This window comes from Oryzobacter faecalis (assembly GCF_046764005.1).
In the GTDB taxonomy this organism is placed as follows: domain Bacteria; phylum Actinomycetota; class Actinomycetes; order Actinomycetales; family Dermatophilaceae; genus Oryzobacter; species Oryzobacter faecalis.
In genome coordinates this window covers 335,920-358,042 of sequence record NZ_JBKOFW010000001.1, presented here as the reverse complement: position 1 = coordinate 358,042, position 22,123 = coordinate 335,920, and the positions used below count along the sequence as shown (strand labels likewise).

The 22,123-nt window shown below is 71.8% G+C and carries 20 protein-coding genes; 4 read left to right on the top strand and 16 right to left on the bottom strand.

What is annotated here, in order from left to right:
* The first annotated feature begins 74 nt into the window (after positions 1 to 74).
* Positions 75 to 1,178, top strand: coding sequence for a substrate-binding domain-containing protein (locus ACK8HX_RS01695; RefSeq protein ID WP_411938910.1), 1,104 nt, complete (start codon positions 75 to 77; stop codon positions 1,176 to 1,178).
* Positions 1,179 to 1,271: 93 nt separating this feature from the next.
* Here ACK8HX_RS01695 and ACK8HX_RS01690 read toward each other — a convergent pair whose 3' ends face one another.
* From ACK8HX_RS01690 to ACK8HX_RS01680, 3 genes are all read right to left on the bottom strand, one after another.
* A complete protein-coding gene (locus ACK8HX_RS01690) occupies positions 1,272 to 2,117 on the bottom strand; it encodes a GNAT family N-acetyltransferase (RefSeq protein WP_411938909.1) in 846 nt (281 codons plus the stop codon).
* Between the two features lie 68 nt (positions 2,118 to 2,185).
* Positions 2,186 to 2,713 (bottom strand): hypothetical protein, encoded by a 528-nt coding sequence (locus ACK8HX_RS01685; protein ID WP_411938908.1) that lies wholly within the window; start codon positions 2,711 to 2,713, stop codon positions 2,186 to 2,188.
* Positions 2,713 to 3,243, bottom strand: coding sequence for a hypothetical protein (locus ACK8HX_RS01680; RefSeq protein ID WP_411938907.1), 531 nt, complete (start codon positions 3,241 to 3,243; stop codon positions 2,713 to 2,715). The genes ACK8HX_RS01685 and ACK8HX_RS01680 overlap by 1 nt, the downstream gene beginning before the upstream one ends.
* Positions 3,244 to 3,409: 166 nt before the next feature.
* On the opposite strand from ACK8HX_RS01680, the gene ACK8HX_RS01675 reads away from it, so the two are divergent.
* Together ACK8HX_RS01675 and ACK8HX_RS01670 are read left to right on the top strand one after the other, a co-directional pair.
* Complete coding sequence (locus ACK8HX_RS01675) at positions 3,410 to 3,949, top strand: RNA polymerase sigma factor (RefSeq protein ID WP_411938906.1); 540 nt, start codon at positions 3,410 to 3,412, stop codon at positions 3,947 to 3,949.
* Positions 3,946 to 4,581, top strand: a complete 636-nt coding sequence (locus tag ACK8HX_RS01670) for a hypothetical protein (protein WP_411938905.1) — start codon at positions 3,946 to 3,948, stop codon at positions 4,579 to 4,581. Before ACK8HX_RS01675 ends, ACK8HX_RS01670 begins: the two co-directional genes overlap by 4 nt.
* Positions 4,582 to 4,612: 31 nt before the next feature.
* Here the strand turns inward: ACK8HX_RS01670 and ispG are convergent, their stop codons facing one another.
* Positions 4,613 to 5,776: a flavodoxin-dependent (E)-4-hydroxy-3-methylbut-2-enyl-diphosphate synthase gene (gene ispG, locus ACK8HX_RS01665; protein WP_411938904.1), complete on the bottom strand. Its 1,164-nt coding sequence runs from the start codon at positions 5,774 to 5,776 to the stop codon at positions 4,613 to 4,615.
* Positions 5,777 to 5,810: 34 nt separating this feature from the next.
* On the opposite strand from ispG, the gene ACK8HX_RS01660 reads away from it, so the two are divergent.
* The gene (locus ACK8HX_RS01660) at positions 5,811 to 6,770 is read left to right on the top strand and encodes a hypothetical protein (protein ID WP_411938903.1); all 960 of its coding nucleotides are present in this window, start codon (positions 5,811 to 5,813) and stop codon (positions 6,768 to 6,770) included.
* Positions 6,771 to 6,801: 31 nt separating this feature from the next.
* Here ACK8HX_RS01660 and ACK8HX_RS01655 read toward each other — a convergent pair whose 3' ends face one another.
* The 12 genes from ACK8HX_RS01655 to ACK8HX_RS01600 all read right to left on the bottom strand — a co-directional run bounded on the left by ACK8HX_RS01655 (position 6,802) and on the right by ACK8HX_RS01600 (position 21,991).
* Positions 6,802 to 8,232 carry an ArnT family glycosyltransferase gene (locus tag ACK8HX_RS01655; protein ID WP_411938902.1) on the bottom strand — a complete coding sequence of 477 codons (1,431 nt, stop codon included), beginning with the start codon at positions 8,230 to 8,232 and terminating at the stop codon, positions 6,802 to 6,804.
* Between the two features lie 87 nt (positions 8,233 to 8,319).
* The gene (locus tag ACK8HX_RS01650) at positions 8,320 to 9,747 is read right to left on the bottom strand and encodes a hypothetical protein (RefSeq protein WP_411938901.1); all 1,428 of its coding nucleotides are present in this window, start codon (positions 9,745 to 9,747) and stop codon (positions 8,320 to 8,322) included.
* A 48-nt stretch (positions 9,748 to 9,795) separates the two neighbouring features.
* Positions 9,796 to 11,160, bottom strand: coding sequence for a M50 family metallopeptidase (locus ACK8HX_RS01645; protein ID WP_411938900.1), 1,365 nt, complete (start codon positions 11,158 to 11,160; stop codon positions 9,796 to 9,798).
* Positions 11,161 to 12,372, bottom strand: a complete 1,212-nt coding sequence (dxr, locus tag ACK8HX_RS01640; RefSeq protein WP_411938899.1) for a 1-deoxy-D-xylulose-5-phosphate reductoisomerase — start codon at positions 12,370 to 12,372, stop codon at positions 11,161 to 11,163.
* Between the two features lie 43 nt (positions 12,373 to 12,415).
* Positions 12,416 to 13,468 carry a DnaB-like helicase C-terminal domain-containing protein gene (locus ACK8HX_RS01635; protein ID WP_411938898.1) on the bottom strand — a complete coding sequence of 351 codons (1,053 nt, stop codon included), beginning with the start codon at positions 13,466 to 13,468 and terminating at the stop codon, positions 12,416 to 12,418.
* Between the two features lie 67 nt (positions 13,469 to 13,535).
* Complete coding sequence (locus tag ACK8HX_RS01630; RefSeq protein ID WP_411938897.1) at positions 13,536 to 14,996, bottom strand: NAD-dependent succinate-semialdehyde dehydrogenase; 1,461 nt, start codon at positions 14,994 to 14,996, stop codon at positions 13,536 to 13,538.
* A 92-nt stretch (positions 14,997 to 15,088) separates the two neighbouring features.
* Positions 15,089 to 16,372, bottom strand: a complete 1,284-nt coding sequence (locus ACK8HX_RS01625) for a saccharopine dehydrogenase family protein (RefSeq protein WP_411938896.1) — start codon at positions 16,370 to 16,372, stop codon at positions 15,089 to 15,091.
* A gap of 42 nt (positions 16,373 to 16,414) precedes the next feature.
* The gene (locus ACK8HX_RS01620; protein ID WP_411938895.1) at positions 16,415 to 17,209 is read right to left on the bottom strand and encodes an ABC transporter permease; all 795 of its coding nucleotides are present in this window, start codon (positions 17,207 to 17,209) and stop codon (positions 16,415 to 16,417) included.
* Position 17,210: 1 nt separating this feature from the next.
* Positions 17,211 to 18,125, bottom strand: a complete 915-nt coding sequence (locus tag ACK8HX_RS01615) for an ABC transporter permease (RefSeq protein ID WP_411938894.1) — start codon at positions 18,123 to 18,125, stop codon at positions 17,211 to 17,213.
* Positions 18,122 to 19,246 (bottom strand): ABC transporter ATP-binding protein, encoded by a 1,125-nt coding sequence (locus tag ACK8HX_RS01610; RefSeq protein WP_411938893.1) that lies wholly within the window; start codon positions 19,244 to 19,246, stop codon positions 18,122 to 18,124. The genes ACK8HX_RS01615 and ACK8HX_RS01610 overlap by 4 nt, the downstream gene beginning before the upstream one ends.
* Positions 19,246 to 20,493, bottom strand: a complete 1,248-nt coding sequence (locus ACK8HX_RS01605) for a polyamine ABC transporter substrate-binding protein (RefSeq protein WP_411938892.1) — start codon at positions 20,491 to 20,493, stop codon at positions 19,246 to 19,248. The genes ACK8HX_RS01610 and ACK8HX_RS01605 overlap by 1 nt, the downstream gene beginning before the upstream one ends.
* Before the next feature lie 49 nt (positions 20,494 to 20,542).
* Complete coding sequence (locus ACK8HX_RS01600) at positions 20,543 to 21,991, bottom strand: gamma-aminobutyraldehyde dehydrogenase (protein WP_411938891.1); 1,449 nt, start codon at positions 21,989 to 21,991, stop codon at positions 20,543 to 20,545.
* Between the last annotated feature and the right edge of the window lie 132 nt (positions 21,992 to 22,123).

Here is a 22,123-nt window from a genome sequence, read left to right as displayed (position 1 = left end):
GGCCCACCGGTCGGCGTCCGCCGGCCGCCCCCGACCCCGCGTCCGCAGGGACGCGCGAGCAGAAAGAAGCACAGATGCGAAACCTCACCAAGGCACTGGCCGTCACGGCGATCGCCGGCCTGGCCCTCACCGGCTGTGGCCGCTCCGACTCCGACAACACCGCCGCCACCTCCGGCAGCGGCGGCTCGGCGGCCGCGGGCTTCGCCGCCGACTCGGTCATCGGGATCTCGCTGCCGCAGAAGACCTCCGAGAACTGGGTGCTCGCCGAGCAGCTGTTCAAGGACGGCCTGACCCAGGCGGGCTTCAAGGGTGACGTCCAGTTCGCCAACGGCGGTGTCTCCGAGCAGCAGAACCAGATCCAGGCCATGGTCACCAAGGGCGCCAAGGTCATCGTCGTGGGCGCCATCGACGGCTCCCAGCTGGGCACCCAGCTCAAGGCCGCGAAGGAGTCCGGCGCGACGGTCATCGCCTACGACCGCCTGCTGACCAACACCCCGGATGTCGACTACTACGTCGCGTTCGACAACTTCAAGGTCGGCGTCCTCCAGGGCACCGCGCTCCTCGAGGGCATGGCCAAGAAGAAGCCGAACGGGCCGTACAACATCGAGCTCTTCGCCGGCTCCCCCGACGACAACAACGCCAAGGTCTTCTTCGACGGCGCGATGAGCGTCCTCCAGCCGAAGATCGACGACGGCACCCTCAAGGTCGTCTCGGGCCAGACCAAGTTCGAGCAGGCCGTCACCCAGGGCTGGGAGGCCGGCAACGCGCAGACCCGCATGGACACCCTCCTCGCGGGCTCCTACGCGAGCGCCGAGATCGACGGCGTGCTCTCGCCGAACGACAACCTCGCGCGGGCGATCATCACGGCGACCAAGCAGGCCGGCAAGGACCTCCCGGTCGTCACCGGTCAGGACTCCGAGGTCGAGTCGGTCAAGTCGATCATGGCCGGCGAGCAGTACTCGACGATCAACAAGGACACCCGCAACCTCGTCAAGGAGACCCTCGCGATGGTGTCGGCGCTCCAGAAGGGCGAGAAGCCGACCGTCAACGACGAGAAGTCCTACAACAACGGCGTCAAGGTCGTCCCGGCGAACCTCCTCGCCCCGGTCATCGTGACCAAGGACAACGCGGCCGAGGCGTACGCCAACGACCCGACGCTCGGTCCGCTGACCAAGTGACGCGCCGGGCCTGACCCCGCAGACCCCGGAGGGTCCGTCAGCATCGGCTGGCGGGCCCTTCGGCCTGCCGGGGCGCCGGCACCCTGGAGACGGTCAGAGCAGGACGGTCGTGAAGTCCCCCACCTCGCGGAAGCCGAGGCGCTCGTAGGTGGCCCGGGCCGCGAGGTTGAAGTCGTTGACGTACAGGGACACCATCGGCGCCTGCCCCACCATGACCTGCTCGACGACGGCGGCGAGCATCGGGACGGCGAGGCCCTGCCCGCGCAGGCGCGGCGCCAGCCACACGCCCTGGAGCTGGGCGCACCCGAGGGCCAGGCTGCCGACGTCGGTCTTGAACACGACCTCGCCGTCCTCGATGACGACGTAGGTGTGGCCGCGGGCCACGAGGGAGGACAACGAGCCCCGGTAGCCACGGTCGCTCCCCCGGTACGGCGGGTAGCCGATCTCGGCGGTGAACATGTGCTCGGCGGCGGGGAGGACGAGGTCGACCTCGTCGAGCCGGGCGGGCCGGACCCGCACGTCGAGCTCGACGCCGAGGGCCGAGGGCGGCCGGTCGGCGACGAGCAGCGGCTGGCGCTCGCGCACGGCGCGGGCCGGGCCCCAGTAGGGCGCGAGGTTGCGCCAGAGGCCGTCGACCTCCTCCCGCGGGCCGAAGAGCGACGCGCAGCGGCCTCGCCAGCGGCGCACCCGCTCGGCGAAGGCGGGGCGGCTCTCCTCGGTGGTGCCGACCGGGACGACGTTCGCGCTGGCCCAGCACAGGGAGGTCAGCTCGCCGTCGACCCGGTGGCCGAGCACCGACGACAGTGACCCCGTGCGAGCCCCCTCGAGGACGCGTGCGGCGACGAACACTCCCCGAGGGAGGTCGCGGGCGCACACGGCGAGGGCCTCGTCGCGGTCGGCGAGCGACAGTGGACGGACCGGGGAGCGCGTGCGCAGCACGAGGTCAGCCTAGGCCCCGGCGGCGCCGGCGACCCGGGCCTCACGGCATCCGGGTCGCCGGGGTCCCACTAGGCAGCGACCGGCACGCCCGCGGGACCGTCCAGCCGGGCGCCGGCCACCGGGGCCGGGCGCCACCGCCGGACCAGCTCGCGCGCCGCCAGCCCCTCGACGACGAGGCACCCGAGCATCACGGCGACACCGGCCCCGGACCGTGCCGAGGGCGGCCACCCGATCTCGGCGACGACGGCACCGACGGACACCGCGACGAGCACGACGCCGGGCACGGCCAGCCAGCGGCGACGGTCGGCGAGCATGACGACCCCGACGACGCCGGGCAGGAGCAGCATCCCGGCGGCGCCGAAGAGCACGACGAACGGGAGCCCGAGCAGGCGCCACCAGCGGGAGCGGCCCGACAGTCGCTGCGAGCGGACGACCGCCACGAGCGCGCCCACGACGCCCGCGGACAGGACGATCGAGAGCGTCCCGGACCACGTGAACTCCGGGGTGTCGGTGAGCAGCCGCATGAACCCGCGGGCGACGACACCCCAGAGCAGCCCGAGGACGAGCCCGACCCCTGCGGCCCGCGCGACGCGCATCACCACTCCACCGGGAGGCAGGCCAGGCGCGGGCCCGCGGCGCCGGTGTGGTGGTCGGTCGCCATCGCGTGGACCACGACCGAGCGCGCACCCGGCGTGGGGAGGAACGGCACCGAGGCGGTCGAGGTCCCCGCGCCGTCCTCGACGGTCAGGTCGAGCCACACCTCGGTGTCCTCGCTGATCTCGACCGGGGTGACCCCCGCGACGAGGTCGGTGTTGTAGTGCGGTCCTGCTGCCGCTCCGTTGCCGGCGACGCACGGCCCCGCGTGCAGGTGCGCGCCGAAGGTCGTGCCGTCCGGTGCCGCGATCCCGGTGACGCGCAGGACCGAGTGGCTGCCCCGTGCGGACGCCACGAGCTGGTACGAGGCCCAAGCACCGTCGAGGGGCCCGGCGACCGCGGGCGCGAAGTCGCTGACGGTGCCGGACGAGCGGACGACCGGGCCGCGATCGGCCGAAGCGGGCGTCGCGGGCAGGGTGGTCAGTGCCACGATGACGGTGGCGACGAGCAGGTGGCGGGAGGTGGTGGTCATGGGATTTCCTTCCGGTCGGGTCCGCCGGCGGGCGGACACGAGGAAGACGTCCGAGCCCGGCCTCCCGGGTGACCCCCGGGAGCCGCACACCCTGACGAAACGACGCGACCGAAATCGTCAGGACCACGTGTCACCCGAACCGCCGTCTCGGTCGTCCGTCCCCATGATGGAGGTCGCGTCCGCGTTCCCGGTCGACGGCGTCCTCGCCGAGGTGTCGGCGGGGCCGCCGGACGTCGCTGCGCTCTTCGATGCCGAGGCCGCCTCGCTCACCCGCCTGGCGCGCTTCTACGTCGACGACACCACGGCCGCAGAGGACCTCGTGCAGGAGGCCTTCATCCGCTTCGCGCGCAGCAGCGGTCGGCTGCGCGACACCGACCGGGCTGCCGCCTACCTCCGCTCGATCGTCATCAACCTCGCGCGCGACCACAACCGGCGCGGGTTCGTCTCGTGGCGGCACCGCCCGCCGGCCCACCCGGACGCCCCCAGCGCCGCGGAGACGGCGGAGGAGCGCGCCGAGAGGGCGGCCGTCATCGCAGCGCTGCGCGCCCTCCCCCGCCGCCAGCGCGACTGCGTGACGCTGCGCTACTACTACGACCTGCCGGTCGCGGAGATCGCCGCGACCCTGGGCCTGTCGGTCAACACGGTCAAGACCCACCTCCAGCGCGGTCTCGACACCCTCGGCACCACCCTGGAGGACCAGCGATGACCCACCTCGAGGACCGCATCACGAACGCGCTCCGCTCCTCCCCCACCCGCCCCTCGTCCGACCTCTTCGAACGCGTCGTCGACAGCATCGAGGCCGACCGCCGCCGGCGGCGCACGACCCTCGCGGTCGTGGCGGGCACGGCGGCCCTCATCGCCACGGCGACGACCGCCGTACTCACCCTCACCCCCCGCACCCCGGACGGAGACCTCGCCATGCCCTGGTGGATCCTCGAAGTCGGCACGATCGCCGTGCTCCTCGCCCTCGCGTTCTGGCTCGGGCCCTTCATCAAGCGGTTCGGCCGGGCCTACGCCGCCGACGTCTTCCACGACAACCCGATGACGGGGAAGAGCTACATCGTCCTCACCGACATCGTCTACTACCTGATCTTCGCCGCGTACATCCTCTTCTCCACCCAGGTGGCGCCGATGGAGGACTGGGCGGAGACGGTGACCCCCGGGCAGGTCACCTACGAGCTGGGCCGGATCGGCGGCATCCTGCTCGTCATCGGGGTGCTGCACGGGCTCAACATCGTCCTCATGCCCGTGCTCGGCCGGCTGTTCTCGCTCAACCGGTCGCTGTCGGGGGCTCCCCGGCGCGACCGGCACACCGACCCGGTCGACCTGGACCGCTGAGGCCGCGCCCCCCGACGGCGCGAGGGTCCGGTCAGCCGCTGACGGTGACGGTGGGGGCGCCGACCGCCTCGTCGTCCATCGGCTCGCCCATCTCCTCGGCGATCCGCATGGCCTCCTCGATGAGGGTCTCGACGATCTGGCTCTCGGGAACGGTCTTGATGACCTCGCCCTTGACGAAGATCTGGCCCTTGCCGTTGCCCGAGGCGACGCCGAGGTCGGCCTCGCGGGCCTCGCCCGGGCCGTTGACGACGCAGCCCATGACGGCGACGCGCAGCGGGACGGTCATCCCCTCGAGGCCGGCGGTGACCTCGTCGGCGAGCTTGTAGACGTCGACCTGGGCGCGGCCGCACGAGGGGCACGAGACGATCTCGAGCTTGCGGGGGCGCAGGTTCAGCGACTGGAGGATCTGGATGCCGACCTTGACCTCCTCGACCGGCGGGGCCGAGAGGGAGACACGGATCGTGTCGCCGATGCCCTGGGACAGCAGGGCCCCGAACGCGGTCGCCGACTTGATGGTCCCCTGGAACGCGGGGCCGGCCTCGGTGACGCCGAGGTGCAGGGGCCAGTCGCCCCGCTCGGCGAGGAGCTGGTAGGCGCGGACCATGACGACCGGGTCGTTGTGCTTGACCGAGATCTTGAAGTCGTGGAAGTCGTGCTCCTCGAACAGCCCTGCCTCCCAGACGGCCGACTCGACGAGTGCCTCGGCGGTCGGCTTGCCGTACTTGTCGAGGAGCCGCTTGTCGAGGGACCCCGCGTTGACGCCGATCCGGATGGAGACCCCCGCCTCCTTCGCGCGCCGCGCGATCTCGCCGACCTGGTCGTCGAACTGCCGGATGTTGCCCGGGTTGACACGCACCGCGGCGCAGCCGGCGTCGATCGCCGCGTACACGTACTTCGGCTGGAAGTGGATGTCGGCGATGACGGGGATCTGCGACTTGCGGGCGATGGCCGGCAGTGCCTCGGCGTCGTCCTGGCTCGGGCAGGCCACCCGGACGATGTCGCAGCCCGCAGCGGTGAGCTCGGCGATCTGCTGCAGCGTCGCGTTGATGTCGGTCGTGGGGGTCGTCGTCATCGACTGCACCGACACGGGCGCGTCGCCACCGACCTCGACCTTGCCGACCCTGATCTTGCGGCTCTGGCGGCGGGGAGCGATGACGGGCGGCGGCGCGGCGGGCATACCGAGGGAGACGGACATGGAACCAAGCCTACGTGGGCCCCCTCGGAGGGCCATGATCGACGTCGTGGAGACCAGGGAGGCCCTCGACCGGGCCGTCGCCGCCGACGAGGAGGCCACGCACCTGCGAGGCCTCCTCCGTTCGCTGCGGGAGGAGGTCGAGGACGCGCGCCGGGCGCTCGACTCCCTCCGTCGCCGGCACGCCCTCGAGGAGGACGACGTGCGGCGCCTCGACGGTGTCACCGTGTCGGCGCTGCTCGCCGCCGTGCGCGGCACGCGGACCGGCGAGCTGACGCGCGAGCGCGCCGAGGAGGTCGCCGCGCGCTACGCGCTGCAGACCGGCCTGCAGGGGCTCCAGTCGGTGGAGGCGCGCCGGGAGGAGGTCGACCGGCGCCTCGCGCAGCTCGGCGACACCCGGGCGCTTCGGGAGCAGCGCACCCAGGAGCACGCCGAGGCCCTGCGCGCCGCCGGTCCGGGCGCCTCGCCCCCGGGGCTCGAGCGGGTGCTCGACGAGCTCGCCGCGGTGCGCGCGGAGGCGAGCGAGGTGGACGAAGCCCTGGGTGCCGGACGGCGCGCGGCCTCGCAGCTCGACGCTGCGTCACGACACCTGGGCTCGGCCGACTCGTGGTCGGCCTACGACACGTGGTTCGGCGGTGGCCTCGTCGCCTCGGCCGTCAAGCACGACCGGCTCGACAGCGCGGCGGGCGCGATCCGCGGCGCCCAGGAGGCGATCGCCGACTTCGCCCGCGAGCTCGCAGACGTCGCCCCGGCGCACCGGCTGCGCTCAGACCTGGGCATCAGCCCGACGACGCGGGCCTTCGACGTGTGGTTCGACAACGTCTTCAGCGACCTGTCGGTCCGCTCGCGCATCAAGGAGTCGAGCGCCGACGTCGCGGCCACGGCCGCCTCGGTGGCGGCGGCCCTCGACGGACTGACGACGCGGCGGGCCGACCTCGCCGCACGCGAGGAGGACCTCGTCGCCGAGCGCGACCGCCTCCTCGCCCCCTCGACCTGATGGCAGGGCACGCCACTGCCCGGCCGAGTCGTCATCGGCACACGTGGATCCGTGCGTCGGCCACCACCATCGGGGAGGCGCACGACGCGTTCAGGTAGTCGAGCAGCACCGTGTCCTGCGCGGGCCGGAGCGCGGACACGCCGTTGAGTACGACGACCTCGGGTCGCCGCGCGACGATCCCCCACATCTCCTGGTCCCGGGTCGTCCCACGGGCCGCGGTGTACTTCGCGCTCGTATGGTGACTCGGAAAGAAGAACCGGGTCGGTGGCTCGGCGCCGGAGAGCAGGTAGAGGTGGATGTCGCGCGTGTACATCACCCGGTCCGGACCGACGAGATCTCGAAGGGCCTCGGCAGTCCGAATGCGCGGGTCGGTGCGGTCAGGACCGAGGTCGTGCTGTCGGGCGATCGCCGTCGCACCGCGGGCCAGCCATGGAGCCGTCGGCACCAGCACACCCCAGGCGGTCACAGCCGCAGTGAGGGCAGCCACACCGACGGCGTGCGGGCGCGGCAGCTCACGCAGCTGCGCCGCGAGCAGTCCGATGAGGGCTGGCGCCAGCAGAAGGGCGTAGTGGCGGTAGAAGAACTGGTTCAGTGACACCGTTGCGACAGTGAGGGCTCCTAGGGCCCACCACGCCGCCGCGGCGCGGGTTCGCGCGTTCGGGTTCAGGACCGCCACCGCGGCGGCGACGACCAGGGCGAAACTGGACGGACCCAGGAACGCCTGCCACGCTGCGAGCAGCGCGGGTTCGGACGTCGAGGTGGGCTCGTAGCCGCTGAGGAAGTCAGCCTGCAGCCCGAAGTAGTCACCCAGGTCCGACCAGATTGCGACCGGGGCAAGGAGCGCAGCCGTGACGCTGACGAACCCCACGACCGAGGAGAACCACGCCGCCGGCAGGCTCCGGGTGCGCCAGAAGAAGGCGAGGCCGAGGGCGGCCACGACGGGTCCCACGAGGTAGTTCGTCCCCACCGAGAGCGCCATCAGGGCACCAAGGCCGAGCGCCACCGGGACGCCCGGTCGAGCGAGCAGCAGCAGCGCCAGCCCGAGCAGGTGGACATCGAGGAGGTGCTCGCTGATCATCGCCAGGCCGCCGTTGCCCACGGTGAACCATCCGTACGTCACGGCGAGGAGGACGGCAGCGACCGGCGGTGCTCCTAGCCTGCGGGCAAGCGCGTGTGCCAGCAGGTAGCCGGCGCTCGCCGTCACGAGGGCGAGCGCCCGCAGTCCCGTCACGGAGTCGCCGAACATGACGACAGCCAGAGCGAAGGGCAGGTACAGGCCGACCGGTTTGTGGTCGAAGGCCACCGAGTAGGGCCAGTTCCCTTCCGCCAGCTCCCGGCCGATGACGGCATAGGCGACCTCGTCAGGTCCGAGGCCGACCACCGGGAATGCAAGCACCCGAGGTCCCACGGTGGAGACGAGGAGACCGAGCACCACCAGCGCCAGGCCCCGCACCCGCTGCATGCCGATGCAGTGTAGGAGCATCGCGCGAGGGTGGGAACAGCCACGACGTGTGCCGCCCACCAGGGGGCGAGGATCCGGAAGACCGGGTCAGCGGCAGACCCAGATCCTCGCCTCCTCGACCCGCAGGGGCGGGTCGCACGACCGCTCCAGGTAGCCGAGGAGGACGCCGTCCTGGGCGCGTGGCACCGTGGCGACCTCGTCGAGGACGACGGCCACCGGACGCCGGGCCACGACGCCCTCCATCTCCTCGGCGAGCGTCGTGTCACGGACCGCGGTGTACCGCTCGAGCAGGTGGTGGCTCGGGAAGAAGAACCGGGTGGGGGCCTCCGTACCGGTCAGCAGGTAGTAGTGGACGTCGCGCGTGTAGACCACCTCTCCGCGGCCCACGACCTCGCGCAGGGCCAGCGCCGCCCTCATCCGCGGGTCCGTGCGGTCGGAGGCGAGGTCATGCTGTCGCGCGATGCTGCGGGCGCCCACGGTGAGGGCCGGCACGGTCGGCAGGGCCAGGCCCCACGCGGTGGCGGCGGCCACGAGTGCCGCGAGCCAGGCCGCCTCCCGTCCGGTCAGCTCGCGCAGCAGGACCGCGAAGAGCCCGACGACGACCGGCGCGAGGAGGAGCGCGTAGTGCGGGTAGAAGAACTGGTTGACCGACACCGAGACGGTCGTCAGGCCCGCGAGCGCCCACCACTTGAGCGCCGCCGCCGTGCGGGCGCGGGGGACGACCGCGACCACGGCGCCGGCGAGCGCCAGCACCGAGAGCGCCGGAGCGAGGAACCGCTGCCACGCGGAGATCCGCGCCGCCTGGGAGGCCCACTCCGGCTCGTACCCGCTGAGGAAGCTGTACTGCAGCCCCAGGTAGTCGCCCAGGTCGGACCAGAGGGCGACGGGAGCCAGCAGCGCCGCCGTCACGGCGACGAAGCCGAGCGCGGACCACGCCCACAGCGAGGGTCGCCTCCGGCTGCGCCAGAGGAAGAACAGCCCGATGGCGGCCACCACCGGGCCGATGAGGTAGTTGGTCCCGAACGCCAGGGCGACCAGGCCGCCGACCGCCGCGGCCACGACGGCGTTGACGCGGACGAGGAGCAGCCAGACGAGGGCGAGCAGGTAGACGTTCAGCAGGTGCTCGCTGAGCATCGCCAGACCGTCGATCCCGAGCGTGAACCAGCCGAAGGCCGCGGCGAGGAGCACGCTGGGGAGGACGGCCAGGCGCAGGCGACGCGCGACGGCGTAGGCCAGCGCGTAGCCGAGCACGCCGGTGACGAGGGCCAGGACCCGCAGCCCCGTCATCGAGTCCTCGAAGAGGGCGACCGCGGGGACGAAGGGCAGGTACAGGCCGACCGGCTTGTGGTCGAAGGCCACGCTGTAGGGCCAGTGGCCCTCGGCGATCCCCCGCGCGATGAGCCCGTAGGCGACCTCGTCGGGCCCGAGGTCCACGACGGGGAACGCGAGCAGCCGCGGGACGACCGTCGAGACGAGGAGGCCGAGGGCCAGCAGTACGAGTCGACCCACGGGCATGGTGCCGAAGTCTAGGCCGGGCCCGGACCGGACCCGGTGACCGGCACGTCAGCCGCCGAGGTTGACCGGCTTGACGAGGTCGGCGTAGATGAGCAGCAGGGAGGCGCCGAGCAGCACGACCGAGACGGTGTAGGCGACCGGGAGCGCCTTGGCGACGTCGACGTAGCCGGGGTCCGGTCGGCCGAGCAGGCGGGCGAGCCGGCGCTTCAGCCCCTCCCACAGGGCCCCGGCGACGTGGCCGCCGTCGAGCGGGAGCAGCGGGATGAGGTTGAAGACGAAGAGCATGAAGTTCAGCCCCGCGAGCAGGCTGACGAGCGTCCAGAACTTGTCGGCCGCACCGTCGCCGACGAGGAAGTCGTACTTCCCTGCCCCGACCTCCCCAGCAACCCGCCCGACGCCGACGACCGACATCGGGCTGTCGATCTCGCGCTCGGCGTCTCCGAAGGCCGCGTGCCACACCCCGACCATCCGCTCGGGGATGTGGACGAGGGCCTCGGCGGTGCGGCTCACGTAGGTCCAGATGATGCCGGGCACCGCCGACACCGGCTGCTGCACGTACGCGGTGGGTGGCGCCGACCGCACGCCGAGGAAGCCGGCCTCCGTCGTCGCGAAGGTCCCGTCCTCGCGGACCACGGGGAGGCCGTCGGCGTCGAGCACGGGGACGACGTTGCGGATCGGGGTCGCCGTGAGCGTCAGCTGCTCTCCGTCGCGGACGACGACGACGTCGATCGCCTCACCGATCCGCGGACGGACGATCGCGCCGACGTCGGACGTCTCGTCGACGGGCTGCCCGGCGATGCTGACGAACCGGTCGCCGGGGCGCAGCCCGGCCTCGAGCGCCGGGGTCGGCGGCAGGCCCTCGCACGAGGTCGTCGTGGCGGCCTCGGTGACCGGCGCGACGCACGTGGAGACCGTGGCGACCTCGGCGCCGGGCTGCGCCGTCGCGAGGCCGTGCACGGTGACGACGATCGTCAGGAGGACGACGCCGATGAGGAGGTTCATCACGGGGCCGCCGAGCATGACGACGAGCTTCCTGGGCACCGACAGCCGGTAGAAGACGCGGTCCTCGTCGCCGGGGCGGACCTCCTCGAGGCTGGCGGCGCGGGCCTCGTCGACGAGCTGGCTGAGCCGGCCGGTGCTCGAGACCCGGACGGTGCCGGGGTCCTGGCCCTTGCGGGGCGGGAACATCCCGATCATCCGGATGTAGCCACCGAACGGGATCGCCTTGATCCCGTACTCGGTCTCGCCGCGACGCCTCGACCACACCGTGGGGCCGAAGCCCACCATGTACTGGGTCACCCGCACGCCGAACCGCTTGGCGGGGACGAGGTGGCCGACCTCGTGCAGGGCGATGGACGCGGCCACGCCGAGCGCCATGAACAGGACGCCGGCGACGAAGGCGAGGATGCTCACTCAGGCCCCCTGGGAGCTGGACGGCTGCGCCGCCACGAGGCCGAGCAGCTCGGCGGCACGGAGGCGGGCCCACCGGTCGGCGGCGAGCACTCCGTCGACGCTCGAGGCGTCGTGGGAGTTCCCGTCGTGGTCGGCGACGACCCGCTCGACGGTGTCGACGATGTCGGTGAAGGAGATGGCGCCGTCGTGGAAGGCGTCGACGCCGACCTCGTTGGCCGCGTTGTAGACCGCCGGGTAGGTCCCGCCGGCCTCCCCCACGTGGCGGGCGAGGCGTACGGCCGGGAAGGCGTCGTCGTCGAGGGGGTGGAACTCCCACGACTGCGGGGACGACCAGTCGCACGGGACGTCGACGTCCTCGAGCCGCTCCGGCCACGACAGTCCGAGCGCGATGGGCACGAGCATGCGCGGCGGCCCGAGCTGGGCGATCGTCGAGCCGTCGTGGAACTCGACCATCGAGTGGATCTGCTGCTGCGGGTGGACGACGACGTCGATCCGGTCGAACGGCACGTCGAACAGCAGGTGGGCCTCGATGACCTCGAGGCCCTTGTTGACGAGGGTGGCCGAGTTGGTCGTGATGACGCGGCCCATCGCGAAGTTCGGGTGCGCGAGCGCCTGCTCGGGGGTGACACCGGCCAGCTCGGCCCGGCTGCGTCCGCGGAACGGGCCGCCGCTGGCGGTGACGACGAGCCGGCGCACCTCGTCGGCACGGCCGCCGCGCAGGGCCTGGGCGATGGCGCTGTGCTCGGAGTCGACGGGGACGATCTGGCCGGGGGCGGCGGCGCCCTTGACGAGCGGGCCCCCCACGATGAGGGACTCCTTGTTCGCCAGCGCCAGGACCGACCCGGCGGCGAGGGCGGCGAGCGTGGGGCGCAGGCCGATCGAGCCGGTGACGCCGTTGAGGACGACGTCGGCACCACACCCTGCGGCCACGGTGGCGGCGCCCTCCCCCGTGACGACCTCGGGGCGGGGGTCGCGCCGGCCGAGCGACGCGGCGGCCGCGGCGACCGCCTCGCGGACCTCTGCGGGCGTGGCCGAGGCGACGGCGACCAGCGGCACCTCGTGCTCGACCACCTGGCGCGCGACGAGCGCGAGGTTCGACCCCGCCGACAGCGCGACGACCCGGAAGCGCCCCGGGTGCCCGACGACGACCTCGAGGGCCTGGGTGCCGATCGAGCCGGTGCTGCCGAGGACGGCGACGGAGCGGGTGGTCACCGACCCATTGTCCGTCGTCCACGCCCCTGGTGGCGACCGGGGGTCACGTCGTGAAGACCCGTTCCTCGATGAGCTGCTCGGCGATGACCTGCGCGTCGGGGTGGAAGCGCCCGTGCTCGAAGTCCTTCTGGACCTCGAGCTCGACCTGGCCCAGGCCGTGCCGGTTCTTCTCGACCGTGATGACGGCCCAGCGGCGGAACCGCTTGACGCTGCCGAGGTCGTAGACGAGGTGCTCGCGCGAGACGACGTGCTCCTTGCTCGACAGGATGAGGACGAGGTCGGCCTCGTACGCGAGCGCCGAGCTGCCGCGCAGGTCGCGGGTGCGCATGCGGTGTCCGGCGCCCAGTCCCTCCCGGTCGGCGGCGGTGATCGCGACGACGGGGCACTTGAGGTCCAGCGCCATGTCCTTGAGCGTCTCGGTGACCTGGGTGACGCGGGAGACCTCGTCGCCGACGTGGCCCGCCAGCGGGATCTTCTGCAGGTAGTCGACGAGGACCATCGGGGGCTCGCCGGACTCCTCGGCGACCTCGGTGATGAGCCGCGCGATCTCCTGCGGCGTCGTCTCCTTGTTCGACTCGTGCAGGTGCAGCCGCGGTGCGTAGTCCTGCACGGCGAGCAGCGCCTGCACGCCGTAGGGCACACGGGCCATCGCGTGGGCGAGGCCGCGGCGGTCGGGGTCCTCGGCCTCGAACACGGCGCGGACGGCGTGGACGTCGGCCGCAGCGGACTGGTGCTGGCCGGCGATCGTCGCCGACATCGCGGCCTCGAGGGAGATGAGGCGCTGGAGGAGGGTGACGGCCTCGTGCTCGAAGGAGAAGACGATGGCGTGGCGGCCCGAGCGGACCGCGTTGCGGACGAACTGCGCCGCCAGGGTCGTCTTGCCCGACCCCTCGCCACCGCCGATGAGGACGAGCTCGCCCGAGCGCAGCCCGCCGTCGAGCGTGGAGTCGAGCAGGTCGAAGCCGGTGGGCCACACCTGGGCGCCGGGGCGCGTGCCGCTGCGCAGCGCCTCGTCGGTCTCCTCGAGGATCGTCTGGATGCTGCGGCGGCGCTCCGGACCGTGCGAGGACCGGTCCTCGCCCGTCGTACTCGTCATGACCGATATGACAGCATCCGGGCGGCCCCGCCCGCAGCAGTTCGACGACTTCGAGCCGTTCGGCCGGTCACAGCGCGAGCCCGACGTACTTGGTCTCCAGGTACTCGTCGATCCCCTCGAACCCGCCCTCGCGACCGAAGCCGGACTGCTTGACCCCGCCGAAGGGCGCCGCCGGGTTGGACACGATGCCCGTGTTGACCCCGATCATCCCGAACTCGAGGGCCTCGGCGACCCGCAGGACGCGTCGCTGGTCGTTCGTGTAGACGTAGCCGACGAGGCCGTACTCGCTGCTGTTCGCCTTGGCGACGGCGTCGGCCTCGTCGGTGAACGTCGCGACCGGCGCCACCGGCCCGAAGATCTCCTCGGCGAGCAGGCGGGCGTCGCCCGGGACGTCGGCGAGGACGGTCGGCTCGTAGAAGTACCCCTTCCCCGGCACCGGCCCGCCACCGGTGAGGACCGACGCGCCGCGGCCGACGGCGTCCTCGACGAGCTCGTGGACCTTCGAGCGCTGCTTATCGGTGATGAGCGGGCCGACGTCGACGCCCTTCTTCGTGCCCTTGCCGACGACGAGGGCGCCCATGCGCTTCGCGAGCTTCGCGGCGAACTCGCCCGCCACCGACTCGTGGACGTAGAACCGGTTGGCGGCGGTGCACGCCTCACCGATGTTGCGCATCTTCGCGAGCATCGCACCGTCGACGGCGGCGTCGACGTCGGCGTCCTCGAAGACGAGGAAGGGGGCGTTGCCGCCGAGCTCCATCGACAGGCGGAGCAGCTGCTCGGCCGACTGCTCGACGAGGACCTTCCCCACGCCCGTCGACCCGGTGAAGGTCAGCTTCCGCAGGCGCGGGTCCCGGATGAGCGGCTCGCACACGTCACCGCTGTGGGTCGTCGTCACGACGTTGAGGACGCCGTCGGGGAGGCCGAGGTCCTGCAGGACCTTCGCGAGGAAGAGCATCGTCAGCGGGGTCTCGTGGGCGGGCTTGACGACCATCGTGCAGCCGGCCGCGATGGCCGGGCCGATCTTGCGGGTCCCCATCGCGAGCGGGAAGTTCCACGGCGTGATCATCAGCGTGGGGCCGACGGGCTGCTTCATCGTCAGCAGCCGGGTCGCGCCGTTCGGCGCCACCGAGTAGCGCCCGTGGACGCGCACGGCCTCCTCGGCGAACCAGCGGAAGAACTCGGCGCCGTAGGCCACCTCGCCCCTGGCCTCGGCCACGGCCTTGCCCATCTCGAGGGTCATGAGCAGGGCGAGGTCGTCGGCGCGCTCGGTGAGCACCTCGAACGCCGAGCGCAGGAGCTCGGAGCGGTCGCGGGGCGGGACGGCGGCCCACGACGCCTGGGCCTCGTGGGCGGCGGCGAGCGCGGCGAGGCCGTCGTCCGGGGTGGCGTCGGCACAGGTCGTCAGGCGCGAGCCGGTGGCGGGGTCGGTGACGTCGAAGCGTCCTCCCCCGCTCGCCTCGCGCCACCGGCCGCCGATGAGCAGTCCGGTGGGCACCTCATCGAGCAGTGCCTTCTGGGTCAGGGCCATATCGGGTCGTCCTCCGTGGTGGGTCGCGGGCTTCGGTGGCGCGCCGCTGTCGACCCTATGCCGGGTCGGGCGGCGCGGTCACGGGGCAGTGGTCAGCGGTCCTCGAGGCCCCACGGCGAGCCGTAGCCCGCCGGCTTCGGGGCGGCGAGGAGGTCGAGGAAGGGCACGGCGTCGAACGCCTCGGGCCCGAGGACCCCCGAGCCCGTCCACGTGCCGTTCGCGAGGAGCTCGAGGGCGACGACGGGGTTGACCGCCGTCTGCCACACGACGCACTGGGCCTCGTAGTCGCGCATCGTGTCGGCGTTGTCGGACACGTGGTACAGGTACGTCCGCCGCGGGTTCCCGTCCTTGCCGGTGCCGGTGACCCAGAGACCCGCGCAGGTGCGGCCCTCCATCCGCGGCCCGATCGTCGCGGGGTCCGGGAGGACGGCGGCGACGACGTCGCGCGGGCTCACCTGCACGCCCTTGACCGTCACCGGGTCCGTGCGGTCGAGACCGAGGGTGTGGAGGGTGCGCAGGATCGAGATCATCTCCTCACCGAGCCCGTACTTGAAGGTCACCTTCTTCGCGTCGACCCAGCGGGGCATGAGGAGGACCTCCTCGTGCTCGACGTGGACGCACTCGACCGGGCCGATGCCCCCGGGGAAGTCGAAGACCTCGGGCTCGCTGAACGGCGGGAGGGTGAAGAAGCCGGCCTCGACGTCGTACGACCCGTCGGGGCCCACCGCCCGCTCCCGCTCCCACACGACCGGCGGGTTGAGGCACTCCTCGATGATCGTCCACATCGAGAACCCCGGCGCGAAGACCTCGTTGCCCTCCTCGTCGCGGATGACGAGGTTCGCCCCGTCGCGGGTGCCGAGCTCGTCGATCGCGCTGAACAGGTGGTCGGCGGCGTACCGGGCGAAGACGTCGGACAGGCCCGGCTCGACGCCGATGCCGACGAGCGCGAGGCGCCCGTCGGCCTCCCACTCCCCCGCCTGGGCGAGCTGCTCGTCGCCGAGCTTGACGCCCACCTCGGCGTACGGCTCGCTCGGGTGCGGCTGCGACAGGCTCATCGCCATGTCGAGGTAGTCGGCGCCGGCCGCCCGGGCGCCCTCGAACAGCGGCATGACGAACCGCGGGTCGACGGCGTTGAACACGTGCGTCGCCCCGACCTCGGTCGCCAGGGCCGTCACCGCCGCGGCGTCGGACGCGTCGACCCGGGCCGCGGAGAACCGCGACTCCCCGGGGTGCCGGCCGGCCACCGCGGCCACAGTGCGCTCGGCGCGGGCGAGGTCGTGGTCGGCCACGACCCACGCCTCGAAGAAGGGCCGCTCGGCGGCGATGCGGGCGGCGGCGTCGCCGACGCCCCCGGCCCCGACCATGAGGACGCGCATGGGGAGGTGAGCCTCTCGATCCGGTGGGGGTGGGTGGTGGGGTCAGGCGCGGGCCCGCTCGCGCCGGGCCGAGAGGAGCTGGCCGGCCACGACGACGCCGAGCGCGAGGAGGAACATCAAGGTGCCGATGACGTTGACCTGCACCGGTGCACCGCGCTGCGCCGCACCCCAGACGTACATGGGGAACGTGATCGAGCTCGGGCTCGCGTTGAAGTTCGTGATGATGTAGTCGTCGAAGCTCAGCGAGAAGGCGAGCAGCGCACCGGCGAGGATCCCGGGGAACGCGAGCGGCAGGGTGACCCGCAGGAACGTCTGGGCCGGGTTCGCCCCGAGGTCGGCGGCGGCCTCCTCGAGCCGTGGGTCGAGGGTGGCGACCCGCGCCTTGACGGCGACGACGACGAACGAGGTGCAGAACATGATGTGCGCGATGGTGATGGCCAGGCTCCCGGCCGGCAGCCCCATCATGAGGAACAGGGTCAGCAGGCTCGAGCCCATGACGACCTCGGGGGTCGCCATCGGCATGAAGATCAGCAGGTTGGTGCCCGCGCGGCCGCGGAACCGGTAGCGCCCGAGGGCGAAGGCGACCATCGTGCCGAGCACGGTGGCCGCCAGCGAGGCGACGAGCCCGATCCGCAGGGACAGTCCCAGGGAGTCGCAGATCCCCTGTGCCCCACAGGGATCGGTCCAGGCGTCAGTCGTGAACGAGGTCCACGTGTAGTTGTAGCGACCGACCGGGTCGTTGAACGAGAACACCGCGACGACGATGTTCGGGATGAGCATGTAGAAGAGCACCCCGATCGACGCGAGGAGCAGCAGGTTGCGGCGCAGCCAGGCCATCTCAGACCAGCTCCTCGGTGCCGGCGCGGCGGACGTAGGTCGTGACGAGCACGAGGATCATCACGAGGAGGATGAACGACAGCGCCGCGGCGAGCGGGTAGTCCAGGACGCGCAGGAACTGGCTGTCGATGACCTGCCCGATCATCACCGTCTGGGTGTTGCCCAGCAGGCGCGAGTTGATGAAGTCGCCCGCCGCCGGGATGAAGGTCAGCAGCGTGCCGGCCACGACACCCGGGAGGGAGATCGGCCACGTGACGTGCCGGAACGCCTGCCACGGGCTGGCGTACAGGTCGCCCGCCGCCTCGACGAGCCGCGGGTCGAGCCGGTCGAGGGAGGAGAACAGCGGCAGGATCATGAACGGCAGGAAGTTGTAGGTCAGGCCCGCGATGACGGCGAACTTCGAGGACAGCAGGCTGTCGTTGGCCGTCAGGGTGAGGAACTGGAGCACGTCGGTGATGTGCAGCGCCCGGGCCACCTCGGCGACCGGCCCGGTGTCGGAGAGGATCGTGCGCCACGCGAGCGTGCGGATGAGGAAGCTCGTGAAGAAGGGCGCGACGACGAGGACGAGCATGACGTTCTTCCAGCGTCCCGCCTTCTGCGCCATGTAGTACGCGAGCGGGTAGGCGAGCAGGAGGGCGAAGACCGTCGCGGTCCCCGCGTACCCGACCGAGCGGAGCAGGTGCGGCCAGTAGCGCTCGAAGGCGTCGAGGTAGATGCCGACGTTGCCGGTGAAGACGTAGCCGGTCTCGACCGAGCCCTCCTGGAGCGACTGCGAGCCCAGGGTGACCATCGGCACGACGAAGAAGACGAAGAGCCAGAGCAGGCCCGGCGCGAGCAGGGCGTACGGCACCCAGTTGGCGCGGCGCCTCGGCCTCGCCTCGGGCGCGCCGACGGCCAGCGGCGCTGCGGCCGTCATCCGACCGCCTCCGCTGCCTCCTTGGCGGCCTCCTCGTCGGGGTCGACGGCGAAGGCGTGGGCGGGGTCCCAGCCCAGCCAGACGACGTCGCCGGGGCGGACCGTCTGCGGCTGGACGTCGAGGTTCTGCTCGTACACCGCCCAGGTGGCGCCGCTCTCGGTGGTCACCTGGTACTGCGTGGCCACCCCGGTGAAGGAGACGTCGGTGACCGTCGCCTTGAGGTCGTTGCCGGCGCCGACGGGCTGGTTCTCGTGGATCCGGACCTTCTCGGGCCGCACCCCGAAGAAGATCCTCCCCTCGGTGCGGGTGCTGCGGGCCGCCGGGACGCGAACGCGGGTGCCGCCGACCTCGGCGACGAGGTCGTCGCCGGCGCGGTCGACGACCTGCCCCAGCCCCATGTTCGACTGCCCGACGAAGTTCGCGACGAACGCCGACCGCGGCAGGTCGTAGAGGATCTCGGGCGCGCCCATCTGCTCGATCCGCCCGTGGTTCATCACCGCGACGGTGTCGGCCATGGTCATGGCCTCCTCCTGGTCGTGGGTGACGTGGATGAAGGTGAGCCCGACCTCCTGCTGGATCCGCTTGAGCTCGATCTGCATCTGCCGGCGCAGCTTGAGGTCGAGGGCGCCGAGCGGCTCGTCGAGGAGGAGGACGTCCGGGCGGTTGACGACCGCGCGGGCCAGCGCGACACGCTGCTGCATGCCACCGGACAGCTGGTTCGGCCGCTGGCCGCCGGCGTGGCCGAGCTGCACGAGGTCGAGGGCCTCCTGCGCCTTGGTCCTCGCGTCCTTGTCGCCGCGCCGCCTGAGGCCGAACGCGACGTTGTCGAGGACCGTCATGTGCGGGAACAGCGCGTACGACTGGAACACCGTGTTGACGTTGCGCTGGTACGCGCGGGTCGACGTGATGTCCCGGTCGCCGATGTGGATGCTGCCCGCACTCGGCGGTTCGAGCCCCGCGATCATCCGCAGGGTCGTCGTCTTCCCGCAGCCCGAGGGGCCGAGGAGGGCGAAGAACGACCCCTGGTCGATCGTCAGGTCGAGCGGGTGGACCGCGTGGAAGTCGCCGAACGACTTCGCGAGCCCCGAGAGCCGGAGGTCACCGGCGGCGTGCTCCGCCATCAGCTGGACGTGAGGTCGGAGAAGGCCCGGGCGAAGCTGGTCTCCTCCTCGGCGGTGAGCCCGCGGAAGACCTTGGCGCGCGAGAGGACCTCGGGCGTGGGGACGATGAGCTCGTTGGTCGCGAGCTCCTCGTCGATCTTCGTCAGCTCGTCCTTGGTGCCCTTGACCGGCGGGATGTAGTTGACCCACGCCTCGACCTCGGCCATGACGGCCGGCTGGTAGTAGTAGTCGATGAGCTTCTCGGCGTTCTTCTTGTGCTTGGCCATCGCCGGGATGACGAAGTTGTCGGACCACAGGGTGAACCCGGCCTGCGGCAGGACGTACTGCACCTTCTCGTTCTCGAACTGGAGCTGGACGACGTCGCCGGTCCAGGCGACGCACGCCGCGATGTCGCCCTTGGTGAGGCCGTCGGTGTAGTCGTTGCCCGTGAAGCCCTTGAGCTGCCCGGCGTCCTTGGCCTTCTGGATCATCTCGATCGCGGCGTCGAAGTCGGCCTTGGTGAAGTTCGAGGGGTCCTTGCCCATCTCGCACAGGACGAGCCCGACGGTGTCACGCATCTCGGACAGCAGCGTCACCTTGCCCTTGAGCGAGGGGTCGGTGAGCAGCTGGGTCATCGTCTCGATCTTCTTGCCGCCGGTGGCGTCGAGGTTGTAGGCGATGCCCGCGAACCCGCTCTGCCACGGGAGGGAGAACTTGCGGCCCGGGTCGAACTCGACGTTCTTCAGCGAGTCCTCGAGGTTGGCCTGCCCGTTGGGGATGTTCGCGTAGTCGAGCTGCTGGACGTAGCCCTGGCGGATCAGGCGCGCCACCATCCAGTCCGTGCTGCACCAGACGTCGCGACCGGTGTCCTCGCCGGCCTCGAGGAGGGGGCGGACCTTGGCGTAGAACTCGTCGTTGTCGTTGTAGTCCTCGGTGTAGTTGACCTTGATGCCCGTCTCCTTGGTGAAGGCGTCGAGGCTCGGGCGGGACTTCTCGTCCTCGGAGACGTCGATGTACGAGCTCCAGTTCGACCAGTTGACGACCTTCTCGGAGTCGGACATGTCCTGCGCCGCCTTGGCGGTCGGCGTCGCGGCACCGGACGCCGAGGGGTTCGTGCCACCGCGCGGGGCGCTGCCACAGGCCGCGAGGGCCACGGAGGCGCCGACGCCGAAGGCGCCGGTCATGAGGCTGCGCCGGGTCGTCAGGCCGCGCAGGAGGGCCGCGCGCATCGCGGGCGAGGTGAGGTCTGGGGTGGGGCGCTCGGCCATCGGGGGGCTCCTCGGTGGGTCGGTCCGGGTGGGTGGGGGCGGGTCTTGCTCAGCTGTCGATGTTCGCCATGACGTGCTTGACGCGGGTGTAGTCCTCGAACCCGTACATCGACAGGTCCTTGCCGTAGCCGGACTTTTTGTAGCCGCCGTGCGGCATCTCGGCGACGAGGGGGATGTGGGTGTTGATCCAGACGCAGCCGAAGTCGAGGCGCTTGCTCATCCGCATCGCCCGGCCGAAGTCCTTGGTCCACACCGAGGACGCCAGGCCGTAGTCGACGCCGTTGGCCCAGCGGACCGCCTCGTCCTCGTCGGTGAAGCGCTGCACGGTGATGACGGGGCCGAAGATCTCGTTCTGGATCGCGTCGTCGTCCTGCTTCAGGCCCGACAGGACGGTCGGCTCGAGGTAGAAGCCGTCGCCGAGGTCGGTGCGCCGGTTGCCGCCGGCCGACACCGTGGCGTGCGAGGGCAGGTTCTCGATGAAGCTGCTCACCCGGGCGAGCTGGTTGGCGTTGTTGACCGGGCCGAAGAGGGCGTCCTCGTCGTCGGGGAGGCCGACCGGGGCCGAGCTCTTCGCGTACTCGGCGAGGGCCGACACGAAGTCGTCGTGGATGCCGGGGGCCGCGAGGACGCGCGTGGCGGCGGTGCAGTCCTGGCCGGCGTTGAAGTACCCGGCGATGGCGATGCCCTCGACGGCTGCCTCGATGTCGGCGTCGTCGAACACGACGACCGGCGCCTTGCCACCGAGCTCGAGGTGGACCCGCTTGAGGTTCGGGGCGGCGCTGGCCGCGACCTCCGCCCCGGCGCGCACCGAGCCGGTGATGGCGACGAGGCTCGGCGTGCGGTGCTCGACGAGGCGCCGACCGGTCTCGCGGTCTCCGGTGACGACGTTGAGCGTGCCGGGAGGGAGGAACGGCGAGGCGAGCTCGGCCAGGCGCAGCGTGCTCTCGGGGGTGGTGTCGCTCGGCTTGAGGACGACGGTGTTGCCGGCGGCGAGCGCCGGGCCGATCTTCCAGATGGCCATGAGGAGCGGGTAGTTCCACGGGGTCACCTGGCCGACGACGCCGATCGGCTCGCGGCGGATCCACGACGTGTGCCCGGCCATGTACTCGCCGGCGGCCTTGCCCTCGAGGACCCGGGCGGCTCCGGCGAAGAACCGGAGCTGGTCGACCATCGGCGGGATCTCCTCGCTCGCCGTGAGCGCCTTGATCTTGCCGGTGTTCTCGGACTCGAGGGCGATGAGCTCGTCGGCGTTGCGCTCGATGGCGTCGGCGATCTTCAGCAGCGCCTGCTGGCGCTCGCTCGGCGTCGTGCGTCCCCAGTCGCCGTCGAACGCGGCCTGCGCGGCGGCGTAGGCGGCGTCGACGTCCTCCTGCCCGCTGACCGGCGCGGTCGCCACGACGGATCCGGTGGCCGGGTTCACGATGTCGGTCGTGGAACCGGTCCGGGCGTCGGCGTACTCGCCGTTGACGAAGTTGCGGAGGGCGCGGGTCCCGCTCATCTGCTGTGCTCCCGAAGGCGTGGTGGGGTGACGGCGTGTGCAGGGTGACTGTAAACCCCGACGACGCGTGATCACTAGGGTGGACGCCGCGAATTCGACGAAAAGTTACACAGACGAGCCGACACACCCACG